This window comes from Lignipirellula cremea, from assembly GCF_056501455.1.
Map to the genome: position 1 here is coordinate 3013510 of NZ_CM151415.1, position 13661 is coordinate 3027170.

At 65.9% G+C, this 13661-nt stretch carries 9 protein-coding genes; 4 read left to right on the top strand and 5 right to left on the bottom strand.

The window, feature by feature from the left end:
• Window positions 1-32: 32 nt before the first annotated feature.
• On the bottom strand, window positions 33-2099 hold the full coding sequence (tkt, locus tag SH602x_RS11825; protein WP_479476983.1) for a transketolase: 2067 nt from the start codon (window positions 2097-2099) through the stop codon (window positions 33-35).
• A 235-nt stretch (window positions 2100-2334) separates the two neighbouring features.
• Between tkt and SH602x_RS11830 the strand changes: the two genes are divergently transcribed.
• Together SH602x_RS11830 and SH602x_RS11835 are read left to right on the top strand one after the other, a co-directional pair.
• Window positions 2335-2565 carry a hypothetical protein gene (locus SH602x_RS11830; RefSeq protein ID WP_479476984.1) on the top strand — a complete coding sequence of 77 codons (231 nt, stop codon included), beginning with the start codon at window positions 2335-2337 and terminating at the stop codon, window positions 2563-2565.
• Between the two features lie 30 nt (window positions 2566-2595).
• The gene (locus SH602x_RS11835; RefSeq protein ID WP_479476985.1) at window positions 2596-2865 is read left to right on the top strand and encodes a hypothetical protein; all 270 of its coding nucleotides are present in this window, start codon (window positions 2596-2598) and stop codon (window positions 2863-2865) included.
• A gap of 144 nt (window positions 2866-3009) precedes the next feature.
• On the opposite strand, the gene SH602x_RS11840 is transcribed toward SH602x_RS11835, so the two are convergent.
• The 4 genes from SH602x_RS11840 to glgX all read right to left on the bottom strand — a co-directional run bounded on the left by SH602x_RS11840 (window position 3010) and on the right by glgX (window position 9695).
• The gene (locus tag SH602x_RS11840; RefSeq protein WP_479476986.1) at window positions 3010-4308 is read right to left on the bottom strand and encodes a prolipoprotein diacylglyceryl transferase; all 1299 of its coding nucleotides are present in this window, start codon (window positions 4306-4308) and stop codon (window positions 3010-3012) included.
• Between the two features lie 201 nt (window positions 4309-4509).
• The gene (locus tag SH602x_RS11845) at window positions 4510-5769 is read right to left on the bottom strand and encodes a hypothetical protein (RefSeq protein WP_479476987.1); all 1260 of its coding nucleotides are present in this window, start codon (window positions 5767-5769) and stop codon (window positions 4510-4512) included.
• Between the two features lie 779 nt (window positions 5770-6548).
• Complete coding sequence (locus SH602x_RS11850) at window positions 6549-7064, bottom strand: DinB family protein (RefSeq protein ID WP_479476988.1); 516 nt, start codon at window positions 7062-7064, stop codon at window positions 6549-6551.
• A gap of 582 nt (window positions 7065-7646) precedes the next feature.
• Entirely contained in the window at window positions 7647-9695 is a 2049-nt protein-coding gene (glgX, locus tag SH602x_RS11855; RefSeq protein WP_479477106.1) for a glycogen debranching protein GlgX, read from the bottom strand.
• Window positions 9696-10532: 837 nt separating this feature from the next.
• On the opposite strand from glgX, the gene SH602x_RS11860 reads away from it, so the two are divergent.
• Window positions 10533-11111, top strand: a complete 579-nt coding sequence (locus SH602x_RS11860; protein ID WP_479468240.1) for a sigma-70 family RNA polymerase sigma factor — start codon at window positions 10533-10535, stop codon at window positions 11109-11111.
• Between the two features lie 109 nt (window positions 11112-11220).
• Window positions 11221-13566 (top strand): RseA family anti-sigma factor, encoded by a 2346-nt coding sequence (locus tag SH602x_RS11865; RefSeq protein ID WP_479476989.1) that lies wholly within the window; start codon window positions 11221-11223, stop codon window positions 13564-13566.
• Window positions 13567-13661 lie beyond the last annotated feature (95 nt).

Here is a 13661-nt window from a genome sequence, read left to right on the forward strand (position 1 = left end):
TTGAGTCATCACAGGTCGACTTCAATTCGAACCTACTTCGCCTGCTTGCCGTTCTTGATGCTTTCGAGGGCCTGGGCGGCGACGTTGGCGGGGGTGATCTTGAACTGCTCGTAGAGAGCTTTCATCGGGCCGGAGGCGCCGAAGGTTTCCATGCCGACGAAGCGGCCGCGCTCGCCGAGGAGTTGCTCCCAGCCCTGCATCAGGCCGGCTTCGACCGCGACGCGGGCCTGCACGTTCGGGGGCAGGACGGAGTGACGGTAAGCCTCGTCCTGCTTCTTGAAGAGTTCCATGCAGGGCATGCTCACCATGCGGGCCTTCACGCCCTTCTCGGTCAGCAGCTTATAGCCGTCGAGGGCGATCGCGACCTCGCTGCCGGTCGCCATCAGGATCACCTCGGGCGTCCCTTCGCAGTCGGCCAGGATGTAGCCCCCCTTGGCGGACCCCACGGCGGCGCCGTACTTCGTCCGGTCGAGCGTCGGCAGGTTCTGGCGGGAGAGAACCATGCTGACCGGGTGGTCGTTCATCAGCATGGCCGCCTTGTAGCACTCGGCCGTTTCGTTGGCGTCGCCCGGACGCATCACGAACATGCCGGGGATCGCCCGCATCGCGGCGAGATGCTCGATCGGCTGATGCGTCGGGCCGTCTTCGCCCAGGCCGATCGAATCATGCGTCAGGACGAACAGCGTCGGCTGGTGCATGATGCTGGCCAGCCGCATCGACGGACGCATGTAGTCCGTGAAGACGAAGAACGTCGCCCCGTACGCGCGAATGCCGCAGAGCGACATGCCGTTGCAGGCCGCGGCCATGCCGTGCTCGCGGATGCCCCAGTGAAAGTTGCGGCCCGAGTAGTCGTGCGACGAGAAGCTCTTCTCCCCGTCGAGCAGCGTCATCGTCGAACCGGCGAGATCCGCCGAACCGCCGATCAGCCAGGGGATGTTCTTGGCCAGGCCGTTCAGCACCTTGCCCGAGGAGACGCGGCTGGCGAGGCCCTTCTCGTCGGCCGGGAAGTTCGGCACGTCCTTGTCCCAGCCCTGCGGCAGCTCCCGCTTCCAGATCGACTGGAGTTGCTTGGCTTCGGCCGGAAACTTCTTGGCGTAGTCGTCGAACTTGGCGTACCAGGTCTCGGTCGCTTCGCGGCCCCGGGCGCCGACCGTGCGGTCGAAGTGCTCGCGGACGCCGTCCGGCACGAAGAACTTCTCGTTCTCGGGCCAGCCGTAGGCCTTCTTCGTGAGCTTGATCTCGTCGTCGCCGAGCGGGGCGCCGTGCGCGCCGTGGGTGTTCGCCTTATTGGGCGAGCCCCAGCCGATGACCGACTTCAGGACGATCAGCGTCGGCTTGTCCTGGTTTTCCTGGAAGGACTCGAACGCGCCGTGGATCGCTTCCAGATCGTTGGCGTCGTCGACGTGCAGCACGCGCCAGCCGAGGCCTTCGAAGCGCTTGCCGACGTTCTCGCTGAAGGCGAGTTCGGTTTCGCCTTCGATGGTGATGCCGTTGTCGTCGTAGATCCAGCAGAGGTTGCCGAGTTTCAGATGACCGGCGATCGACGCGGCTTCGGCGCAGATGCCTTCCATGATGTCGCCGTCGCTGCACAGGGCGTAGACGTCGAAGCCGAACAGGTCGTAGCCCGGCTTGTCGTACGTCGCGCTCATCCACTTGGCGGCGATCGCCATACCGACGCTGTTGCCGACGCCCTGACCGAGCGGGCCGGTCGTCGTCTCGATGCCGGCGGCGTAGCTGTACTCGGGGTGTCCCGCGCAGGGACTGTCGAGCTGGCGGAACTTCTTGATGTCGTCCAGCGTGATGGAGGGCCGATCCTCGACGGTTCCGTCCTTCGACAGGCCCTTCACCCCGGCCAGATGGAGCGTCGAGTAGAGCAGCATCGACGCGTGGCCGCACGATAGAATGAATCGATCGCGGGCGGGCCAGTTCGGCAGCGCCGGGTCGTACTTCAGCGTGTCCGACCAGAGCGAGTAGGTGACCGGAGCGAGCGCCATCGGCGTACCCGGATGACCGCTGTTGGCCGCCTGCACGGCGTCCATCGACAGCGTCCGGATGGTGTTGATGGCGAGTTGCTCGATGCTCTGGCTCGAAACGGACATGCGAAGACTCGAAATCGGGGAAGACGGTCGGTCGAAAGGTAGCGGCGACTCGAACGCGGAAAGCGCGAGATGCCGCCGTAATCGCAGGGAACGCAGCCCTGCGGGCAATCTGTCGGAGTTCGTCGATCGCTGGCGATCGTAAAGTCTATCGATCGTGCGCGAAAGGCGTCAATCAGCCGTCGGACGGGCCTTCGCCCGGGACGAATCGCAGGTAGCGCGAAGGACGGACAAGCACGTGTCGCCGCGGGACGAGGACGAGGAGATTCTCTTCATTCGGATCGACCGAATGGAGGAGATCGTCGCCCATATGCAGGAACAGTTCGATCGGCTCGAAGAGGCGCAGCGGGAAATGACCCAGGCGCAACTTACCGGCGAGCGCAGGCTCCAGGCCCTGGAGGCTCGCCTGCAACGTCTGGAGCGGCGGCTGAACGACGGCGGCGAAGCGGACGCGTTCGACGGGGTTTGAATCAGGCGGGAAAGGTCGAATCGGGGACAGATGGGCGAAGAACAGATCCTGGAACCTTTCTCTTACGGATCGCCGGCAGCGATCGCGCTGCTCGCGGCGGTTTCCGCGGCCATGCTGTTCATCGTGGTCGGTACGCACCTGGTCAGCAGCTACCTGCGGATCCAGGCCGAGCGGACCTCGCACTATGTCCCCTGCCTGCGCTGCCGGCGACAGATCCCGCCCGAGAGCGAGGCCTGCCCCCTCTGCGGAAGGCTCAAGCCGACCACCCCGCTGCCGAAACCGCCGCAAGCGGTGACGTGAGGTCTTCGTCGTCGGTAGGTCAGGCATTGCCTGACGGCTATCGATTGACGCCTCCCTCAAAAGGGTTTTCGTCCAGCGAAGCTCACGACGGAACGAACCGAAGTAGTCGTCAGGCGATGCCTGACCTACAAAAGAACATGTCCCTCACGCAGGGGCCGGAGCGCCGGCTCGTCTCTCTTCTTCCGGAATCGGCGGAGAGCTGGCGTACAGGCCGACCCAGTAGAGCAGGGCGACGACGAGCATCGCCAAGCTGACGAGCTGCGAGATCGTCAGCGACGTCCCGAAGTAGCCGCCGACGTCATCGCGAATCGATTCCTCGATGAATCGCGTGATCGGATACAGGATCAGCAGCAGGCCGAAGATCTGCCCCTCGCGTCGGCGGAAGGGATACGCGAACCAGAGCAGCGCGCAGAGCAGGGCAGCGTCGATGGTCGCGAAGATCTGCGTCGGATAAAGGGGCAGACTGGCGCGCGGCAGATCGCTCGCGAGCACTTCGACCGTTCCGCGATCAGGCGTGTCGAACTCCAGCACGGTCGTCTCCTTCGCCACGTCCGGATCGACGAAGGCATCGTTCAATCGGCTGCCGAGACTGGCCATCGCCAGTCGATCCCCCTCGCGAACGCCCGCGCGATCGGCGACTCCGCCGGAGACGACCTGGGCCGCCTGAAAACTCTCGTCGTCGCCGGTTCGCTCCAGCGTCAGGCCGACGAGCTCTCCGCGGTGCAACTGTTCCATATAAGGAACGGAGCCCGCGGGAAACTGGAGCGCCATCCAGGGCTTGTCGCAGACGCCGCCGTAGCAGCATCCGTTGAGCAGGCACCCGATCCGTCCGATCGCCAGGCCGATCATCAGGCTGGGGGCGACGATGTCTCCCGTGCGATAGACGGGCAGGTTATTCCACAACAGGTATCCCAGGATGCCGAGCCCGCCGCCGATGAAGCCGCCGTAAACGACGAGTCCCCCCTGAGTGACGTTGGCGATCGACAGCAGCGTCGCCCAGAGGTCGCCGCCGCGATCGAACTGTTCGTTCCAGAACTGAACGACGTAAAAGAGGCGCGCGCCTCCGATGCCGAAGACGAAGGCGAAGAACGTCATCGTGACGATCGCCTCGGTCGGATAGCCGACCTGCCGCGCGCGATGAACGGCGATGAAGACCGCGGCGACCATCGCGAGCAGCAGCATCACGCCGTAGCCGCGAATGGGTAGCCCGGCGCCGTCGCCCGGGATCTTTTCGACCATCCCCGGCAGGATCTTCCAGACGATCCCCCCCGCGATAGCCATGATCGGCAGCGTCCCCAGCCAGTCGACCGGACGCTTCTTGACGACCAGCGTCCAGACCAAGAAGGCCGCGCAGCCGAGAACCCACAGCGCGAGGGCGATGCCGACGCCGAAAACAGGAACTCCCCCGATCGTGTCGGGGATGTAGAAGAGCGTCTGGCGCATCGCGAACCGGGCGGAGAGTCGAGCAACGACGCCCGCGGCGCCGACGGCTCATTTTACGGGACCGCTTGCGAACGAACTATGCCGACGGGGCATGTAGGGCTGGCGTCCTCGCCTGCCACGACGCTGGTAGCCGCTGCAATGGCAGGCGAGGGCGCCAGCCCTACAAAGAGTCGCCAGCTCTACAGGACGGTTCCGAGGCGACTACCGATACGGCTTCCACTCGGGAGGCTTGAGGTTCGCCCTGGGAGGCGCGGCGGGTTCGATCGGCGTTTCGGCGCCGGCAGGCGCGACGCGACTCTTCGGCGCGGTCCAGATCGAATCCGATTCGTCTCGCCGCAGATCGGCGACCGTGGGGACGGACGACGCCGGCGGAAGATCCGCAGCGGACAGGTGGGGCGGCACGGCATGCCGAGGATCGGCTTTCGCGCCCGCCGCATCGGGCGATCGGGGCGTCCAGCGGGTAGAGCTTTTGCCGGAGACCGCCAGCGTGAGCGCCGCCTGGGCTTCGACCTGTCGTCCGTCGGCGGTCTCGTATCGCACGAACAGGAGCAGATCCTCGTGAGACGGAGGGAGCGCGTTCCAGGGCAACTTCAGATGAATGCCCGGCGCGGTCGGTTCGTCGGTCTTGATGCGACGTCGCACTTCGTCCGCAGGAAGATCCCACCGGGCCACGCGAGCGGCGTCCCCTTCCTGCCGCGGATCGAGCAGAACGAGCGACATGTTTCCGGCCAGCGGGACGAAGACGTCGTCCTGGTTCCGCGGCTCGACCACGACGCTCAGGCCGTCGTCGCCCGGCGCGCCGTTGAAGTCGAGCCCGCCGGTCAGTCGCGGGTTGAGCACGATGTGCGTCACGCGAGCCTCGGTCTGCACGTCGAAGGACTCTTCGTACGACTGCTGTTCGATCTCGCCGAACGAGGGGTCGAATTCGCCCATGTCGATGTTCGGCGCCTCCAGCATCATCGGCTGATCCAGCGATCCGCCCACGCTCGATCGCGAGCCCGACGGAGCGGGGCGGGACAGCGTTCCGTTCGACGAGGAACCGGACGAGAGGGGCACGCCCGCGTCGATCGCGGGGGGAAGCAACTCGGCCTCGACCGGCTCGCGGCTCGATCGTTTCGGTTCGAGAATCGACGGCAGGCTGCGCAGCGGATTGGAACTGCTGCCGCGAACGGTCGATCGCTCGCTGACGACGGCGTCGCGGTTCTCGCAGGCTTGCAGCAGGGCGAGATTCTTTTCGTATTCGGACTCGATCGCGAAGATCTCGTCCTCCAGCATCCGGATCTCGGAGTGGAGCGTCTGGACGTAGGCCTGGTCGACCGGATTGCTGCGGCAGCCGAACGAACCGATCGCCAGCAGCGCCGCGAGGAGCGTAACGGTCGCCGTGCCCGCAAGTCGCAATGCCAGCGCAGCCCCGTGACCGGAGGCGACGTGATTTCGCGGCTGGCGCAGCGGGTCGTCCATGAACGCGCGCGATCGGAATCGGAAACTGGCCCCTGCGCCGAATTGCGCAGCCCGAGCCGGCAGATTTCCTAAAGATTCCGCCTCGCACGCGTCAAGGGAAGTTCTGGCGTCGACGGTTATCAGCCGTCGTCGGCGCGGCTCGAATCTTGTGTGCCATGGCTGGCTTGCCCAGCCGTGCTGCCGGCGAAGGTCCGATCCTGCGATTCAAGACAACTGCAACCGCCGACCCGCGCGAGCCCGTCGATTCCGACTCCGAGTCGACACCGGCGCTCGGCACGGCTGGGCAAGCCAGCCATGGCACACGGACAGGAAGCATGTTTCCGTGTCCGCTTCCAAGGTGCGGCGGGCGATTCATTCGAGTTTCGCTGAATTGCGTCTCGTTCGGTGTGTACGAAAAAGGCCGACGTCGGCTGGCGGGGGCGCGCGGTCGTCGTGGGCCTGTCACGAGTCGAGGAGCCTAGGATTTCGACTGCGACGCCTGGGCCGGCGCTGATCCCCGCCAAGTGAACGATAGGGGGTGTCCACCTGAGAAGGCGACACTTTTCTTTACGCCGTCCGCTTCGCGCGTTTGAGGCGAGCGGGGGATGGCAATCCCCCGAGTCCGACGAACGAGCGCAGCGAGATTCGTATCGGGCAACTCGGCGGAATTAACCATTGCCGTATCGAGACGGCTCTGCGTTCTGCGTTCTGCGACTGCGTCGCGAACCGGACTCGGGGGACTCCCGTCCCCCGCTAGCCAAGACGGCAATCGCGCAGTGCCCCTACGAGCGAAGGTTCGCTCACCCGAACGGGTTCTCGTCGCCCGAGGGTCCGTAGAGCGCCGGCACGGGGGCGTCGTTCATCCGCAGGTAGACCGTCAGGATCGCGCGGTGATGGATCATGTGACTCATCACGAAACCGCGCAGAACGTCTCGCTTCGGTTCGGTGAAGATCACGTTTCCCTGGAACAGGAGCGACCAGGGTTCGGCGAAGGTTTCGTCCTGCGCGGACGCCAGCGCCTGACGGGAGGCGGCGACGTTCCTGTCGAACGCGTCGAGAATCTGCTGCGTCGACCCGGGCGGCGGCGCCGGTTCGCTCGGCGGAGCGCCGGGCGGGTGCAGATGCAGCGAAGGCATCGTCAGCGTCGGGACGACCCAGCCGGCGATGTCGGCGAGATGCGCGCCGACCCAGCCCATCGTGTTCGACTTCGGATGGGCCCGCCAGTCGAGCTTGTCGTCGGGGATCCGCTCCAGCGTGCGGCGCGTCCCCTGCATCTCCTGATCGAACTCCGGCAGCCAGCTTTCCGCGATCGACATAAGCTTCTCGAAGCGACGTGTCGGTTAGAGACGATCGGACGGATTGGCGGGTCCGCCCCCTGTCGACGATCGTAACAACCCTGCAATGCCGACAAAGACCCGTCGCGGCGGAATCGCCGCTCCCGCGAGCGCTCCGACGAGAAGCCAGCCGACCGTGATAATCACGAAGAGACGGAAGTCGACCCGGTATAGCCCGGAGTGGATATCCAGGAACCCCGGCGGAGGCGGGATCCGCAGCGCTTCGACCCAGTGCAACATCAGGGCATCAGGATAAGGAAAAGTCTGCGGCGGGTCCGTCCAATCGCCAGCGCGCCACAGTCGGTGCCGGGCCCAGCCGAACCACCCAGCGATCGCAGCTACCGCGATCGCGCCGGCGAACGAGAAGGCGCGTATTGCCAGGAGATATCGAGCGCGTCGTAGAACGAGGTCGAGGATCGCTCCGCAGACGAGCCAGCCGGCCAGGAATGCGACGACCGCAGTCCCGGGCGACGTGATGATCGTCGTCGCGATTTGGTCAAGCGTCTTCCACAACGCCGGCTCTCCGCCGTTCCGCGCCGCGCGGAACGGGTTGCATTCTCGTCGTCAGCTCTCGTCCCCGTTCGACACGTAGACGCACAGCGTATGGTGCGGCAGCGTCAGGCGGAGCGTCGAGGGGGGCTTCGGTCCGTCGTAATCCGGGAAGACGTCGGACGGCGATGCGGCGGACGTATCCAGGAACAGCCGCCAGGGCTGGCCCTTGGCGATCGGCGGGAAGACGAACTCCCGTCCGACCGGCATGGCGTTGACCATGATCAGGACGTGACGACCCTTCGTCTTGCCCGTCGCTTCGTCGCGCGGAGCGGAGAAGATGCAACTCAGGCTCAGTTCGTCGCTGTTCCAGTCGATCGCCGTGCCGAGGTTCGAGTACCAGCCGACGTCCGGCATCTTCTCGCCTTCGAGCGGCGCGCCGGTCAGGAAGAACTCCTGACGGATGGCCTGGTTCTCGCTGCGGAATTTCGTCAGCGCCTGGACGTAGCGGACGACGTCGGCATGCTTGTCGACGAAGTCCCAGTTCATCCAGGAGATGTCGTTGTCCTGGCAATAGGCGTTGTTATTGCCCTTCTGCGTGCGGCGACATTCGTCGCCCATGACGACCATCGGGACGCCCTGCGACAAAAGGAGCGTGCCCAGCATGTTCTTGATCTGCCGGACGCGGAGCTCCTCGATCATCTTGCGACGCGTCGGCCCTTCGACGCCGTAGTTGTCGCTGTGATTGTTGTTGTCGCCGTCGCGATTGCTCTCGCCGTTGGCGAGATTGTGCTTCTCCCGATAGCTGACCAGGTCGTTCATCGTGAAGCCGTCGTGCGACGTCACGAAGTTGATGCTGCAGTAGGGATGGCGCCCGCCGTACTGGTACAGGTCGCTCGACCCGGCGAGCCGCGTCGCGAACGCGCCGCGCAGTCCCCGGTCGCCCTTCCAGAACCGGCGAACGTCGTCGCGATAACGACCGTTCCACTCGGCCCAGCGGAGATCGCCGAAGCAGCCGACCTGATACGCGCCGGCGGCGTCCCACGCTTCCGCGATGATCTTGGTATCCGCGAGGAGCGGGTCTTCGCCGATGCTTTCCAGCAGCGGGGGGCTCGCGACGAGGTTGCCGTTCCGATCGCGGCTCAGGATCGAAGCCAGGTCGAACCGGAAGCCGTCGATGTGGAAGTTGTGAACCCAGTAGCGCAGGCAGTGGAAGATCATCTCCCGGACGATGGGATGATTTCCGTTGACCGTATTTCCGCAGCCAGAATAGTTGCGGTAATACTTGCCCCCGTCCTGGAGCATGTAATAGACCTGGTTCTCCAGGCCCTTGAAGCTCAGCGTGGGGCCGTGCTCGTTCCCTTCGCAGGTGTGGTTGAAGACGACGTCGAGGATCACCTCCAGCCCCGCCTGGTGCAGGGCCTTCACCATCTCCTTGAACTCATTGACCTGCGCGCCGACTTCCTTGCTCCACGCGTAGCCGCGATGGGGCGAGAAGAAGGCCATCGTGTCGTAGCCCCAGTAGTTGGGCCGTTCCTGCTTGTTCCCCCAGAGGTCCATGATCGGGAATTCATGGACCGGCATTAGCTCGACCGCGGTGACGCCGAGCGACTTGAGATAGGGGATCTTCTCGATCAGGCCCAGGTACGTCCCGGGTCGGGAGACGCCGGAGCTGGCATGCTTCGTGAAGCCCCGGACGTGCATCTCGTAGATGATCGTCTCGGACATCGGACGGCGGAGATGCCGATCGCCGGCCCAGTCGAACGCGTCGTCCACGACCACGCACTTCGGCGGGCGGGGGATGCCGTCCGGCGACTTGAGGTAGGTCCCGGCCAGCGCCTTGGCATAGGGATCGATCAGCCGCGCGCGACCGTCGAAGCGCATGCCGTGATCGGGATCCCAGGGGCCGTCGACCTGATAATGGTAGAGTTGCCCCTGACCGATGCCGGGGACGAAGCGGCTCCAGACGTAGCCCCAGCGATCCGTTTCGAGATCGAGCTCGATCGTCTCCGACGGTTCGAGATCGCCGACTTCGTCATAAAGGAGCAGACGCACGGCGGTCGCGGACCTGCTGAACAGTACGAACTGCACGCCGTGATCGTGCAGCAAGGCCCCGTAGGGCATGCTGTAGTTGAGCTGTAAGACCGGATGTTGGGCGGCAGTCACGGAAGCGGGATCGATTTCCTGAGTGGCGCCGCCAGCGGCGGCGGAGGAGGCCTTGATACCCATCGGAAAGCGAATCATGCGTAGCTCCGTCCAGAATCGATCGCGGTCCGTCAGCGTTCGGCCGGAACGGGCTTTCGAGGAGCCCGTCGCCTCCCTGGTCGCACGGCCGTCGCGCTGATTCCTCTATTATCGGTAGCTCCGGCGCCCTTCGCTTCCTATCCCTGCGAGAGGACGGTCTGCGCCGAACGCGCCGGTCGTGGCCCGATTCGCCGCGAATTCGCCCCGACGGAAGGGCGCTTGTGCCGGCTCGCCGGGACAGGAAACGGATTCGCGGACCACGATGACGCCGCTAGAGCGTAACAGATAGGGGGCGGAGGGTGGAGAAGTAGACCTTGCCGCTTTTGCTGGAAGCGCCGGTTGGGCCTCGCTCAGGCAATCGACCGCGATCCGTGCAGCAGATTTCTCCGATTCGAGCGAACTAATTTCGTGCCGGTGCGCACCGACCGGCATGCCGCGAAAGGTCGCCGGCGAGCGTTCGAGGGACGGAAGGCCGTCCCTGCCGACGCGGAGGCGCCCTGTTTGACGCCCGACGGCGGGGCAGGGAAGATGAACCGGCACGGACGTATTTCGCCGTCGCGACGGTTCAGACGCACGAGATCTCCGGGGGAACGCGGTTCCAGCGGAGCGAGGCGAACCGGTCGCAGGGCCTCTTCTGACGAAGCGGCGGCAGCGAAATTTCTCCGGACCTGCGTCGCGTCCGGAACTTGGGGGCCGAACTTTGCGTCGAAACCAACGATGAGCGCCGACGAGTCCGACGACGGTCGCCTGATCCGCGAAACGCTCCGCGGGGACGCCGACGCTTTCGAGAAGCTGGTCCATCGGCATCAGCAGCGGCTCTTTCATGCGCTGACGCACATGTCGGGCTGCGCCGAGGAAGCCGAGGACGTGCTGCAGGAAACGTTCCTGCAGGCCTACCTGAAACTCGATACGTTTCGCGGCGGCAGCCGGTTCTATACCTGGCTTTACCGCATCGCGATCAACCAGTTCGTCAGTCGCCGCCGACGCGTGCGACCGACCATGTCGCTCGATCGCGGGCCCGACGTCGACGGCGTCGATCCTGCCGATCCGGGCGAACGACCCGAGGGACGCATGCTTCGCGAGGAGCGAGTCGGCCAGGTGCATCAGGCGCTGTCGAATCTCTCCGACGAGCACCGCTCGATCCTCGTTTTGCGGGAGATCGACGGTTTCTGCTACGAGGAGATCTCGGAAATGCTGAACCTGCCGGTCGGAACCGTACGAAGCCGTCTCCACCGGGCCCGTTCGCAACTTCGCGATGCGCTCTCGCACGCCGTCCTCGGCGACGCGGCGCCGTAGTCCATTCTGCTGATCGTTCCTTACCTACCGACATCCGAATTCGCAGCGAACAGTCTGCGACCCTCAGCGTCGCCATTCCTCCCGCGGCGACGCGAACGCGAACGACCCCATGGACCGTCCGTCTAACGACGAATTAATCAGCGCCTACTTCGACGACGAAACGACGCCGGAGGAGAGCGTCGTCGTCGAGCGTCTGCTCGCCGATCCGAAACATCGCCAGGCGCTGGAGGAGTATCGCCACCTGCGGGAAGAACTCCGCGCGCTGCCGGCGCCGAAGCTGGATACCGACTGGAGCGCGCGGCTGAAACAGCGACTCGTCACGGCGCAGCCGGATTGGGCCGGGAAGCCTGACGGGGCGACGAAAGCGCCGGTCGCTACGATCCCGTCGGTCCTTCCCGACGCAGAGACGCCCGCGTCGGGCGCTGCCGGCGGTCCGATGCCCGCTTCGCTCGATCGGTCCCGCGGCGACGGCTACTCGCGGTACCGACACCTCTGGCTGACGGCCGGCGTCGGCGTGGCGGCAGGAACGCTCGGCATCGTGATCGGCTGGTCGGCGCAGATTCTTTCGCCGGCGGACGTCGCCTACGAGCCGGCGGACGTCGCCTACGACGTGGGTGATGCGGCGGCGCCTGTGACCACGAGCTCTCCCGCGGCCAGAAGCTCTGCGGTCTTCGCAACGGACGCGACGACTCTGGAAATGCATGCCGACCAAGCGCCGTCTGCGGGCGCGGGGGTCGAGTTCGCCACGGATGAACGTGCCTCGGATAAGGAGCGCTCCGAAGCCGACGACGCGTACGGCGCCGTGCCGGCGTTCGCGAGTCCGCCGCGCGGCAATGCGGATGCGATGCCGGACTTCGCGTCGAGCGGGTCGGGCGGCGTCGGAGGCGAACCGCGCTTCTCTCGAAGCGGCCCTGTTCCGCCGATCCCGGGCCCGCCGCTCACCACCGCAGGCGTGTCGGACGCGGAAAGCCTGCGGCAGAAGAAGTCGGAGAAACAGGCCGAAGCGGCGAGCGGAGTGGCTCCCGATGTTCGCCTGGAAATCGACCCGTCCGCCGATCGAACGGAGGATGAGACGCTCGCGCGGGAAGGTTCGCTCGAAGCGGATAGCGCTCGCTTCGCCACGTACGTCGGGGTCTGGGATTCGACGAGCGATCGACTTTCGACCGACCAGGTTCTCGGCGTCGTGCGGCAGATGAGCGCCTTCGCGGATCGCCCGGGGTTGCAGGCAGACGGCGCTGAATGGCACGCGATGGACGATTCGTTCGCAGCAGGGAGCGCACCCGCCCTCGTGCTGGAAGGCTCGCCGGAGCATGTCGCCGAGGCGCTGGAAGTTCTGTCGCGCGACCGGTCGCGAGGTCTCGTCCGTCTGGTCGAACGGGTCGATGACGCGACCAGCCGTTCCCACTACGAACGGTCGCGTCGACTGAACGAGGTCGAGTCGCGGATGCAGCGAAAGCTCGTGACCGGCGAGGAGCAGCCTCCCCGTCGCAGCGAAGATCGTAAGGACGACGCTGCACGAGACGATCGCAGTGCGGCGGACGACGCATTGCCGGAGGCGCTCGCGTTGGGAGTTGGCGCGTCGCCGATCGACCGGATCGAGGCGTTCTTCTTCGATGACGGCATGGCGCGTGGCTCGCTCGCGGAAGGCGCTCCGTCGAACGGAATGCTGGCCGGCAGCTTCGGCTCAGGCGGAGGCATGGGAGGCCTAGGCGGCGGCTTCGGCGGCGGAATCGGCGGAGAGGCTTCGCCGTATGGTTCAGCGCCGAGTGGCATGCCGTCGGTGAGAGGTCCGTCCGCCGAGGCTCCGCAGGCTGCGGCCATTCAGGCAGCCGCGTCTCAGGCGGGCCAGCTTGCGCCAGGCGAACCGAGTTCGGAAGCGGCTTCGAACGGAGCGCCCCCCGTGACGATGCCTGCCGCCGGGCCGGCGCCGGCGACCGATCTCGCCCGGGCCCTGGGCGGAGCTTCGCTTGCGGAAGGGGCAGCGGCGCCGCAGAGCGGCCCGATCGGCGCGGAAAGCGAATCGGCCGGCGTCGCCCCGCCTGAGCCGCGACCTGCCGCGCCGATGGCCGGCCGGCCCGATCCTCCTGCCCCCTCGCCTTCGCCAGCGCTTGCAGACGAGTCGACGCCTCCGCCGCCGGCGGAAGCCGCCACGGCGCCTCTCGACCCGGCGCCTCTCGACCCAGTTGCCGCCGACCCATCGATCGCGAACGCAAGCGAAGGGGTGGGCAAGGCGAACCGTATGGAAGAGCTGGCAGAGCAGACCTTCGCGAAGGAGAGCCAGCAGATGGGGACGAACTTCGCCGCTCCGGAAGATCGACCCATGCAGCAGGGGAAGTTCGCGCCCGCGCCGCAGCGCGTGCGGGTGATCCTGTTCGCGGCGGAGCGGCCGCTGACGCGATCTTCGGCCACGCCTGAGATCGAAGCGGTTCCCGCCGACGCCGCGCCCGCTCCCTGATCGATAAGCCCTGCCTTCCGGTAAGCCCGACGGTTGTCGCTCCGCAGCGCCATCGCCATACTACGGGCGAGAAATCTAACTCGCTCGATAGAGCG

Coding starts and splice junctions, on each gene's coding strand:
- SH602x_RS11840 (WP_479476986.1), bottom strand. CDS start 4,308: ATGCGCCAGACGCTCTTCTACATCCCCGACACGATCGGGGGAGTTCCT.
- SH602x_RS11845 (WP_479476987.1), bottom strand. CDS start 5,769: ATGGACGACCCGCTGCGCCAGCCGCGAAATCACGTCGCCTCCGGTCAC.
- SH602x_RS11835 (WP_479476985.1), top strand. CDS start 2,596: ATGGGCGAAGAACAGATCCTGGAACCTTTCTCTTACGGATCGCCGGCA.
- SH602x_RS11850 (WP_479476988.1), bottom strand. CDS start 7,064: ATGTCGATCGCGGAAAGCTGGCTGCCGGAGTTCGATCAGGAGATGCAG.
- tkt (WP_479476983.1), bottom strand. CDS start 2,099: ATGTCCGTTTCGAGCCAGAGCATCGAGCAACTCGCCATCAACACCATC.
- glgX (WP_479477106.1), bottom strand. CDS start 9,695: ATGCCCTACGGGGCCTTGCTGCACGATCACGGCGTGCAGTTCGTACTG.
- SH602x_RS11860 (WP_479468240.1), top strand. CDS start 10,533: ATGAGCGCCGACGAGTCCGACGACGGTCGCCTGATCCGCGAAACGCTC.
- SH602x_RS11865 (WP_479476989.1), top strand. CDS start 11,221: ATGGACCGTCCGTCTAACGACGAATTAATCAGCGCCTACTTCGACGAC.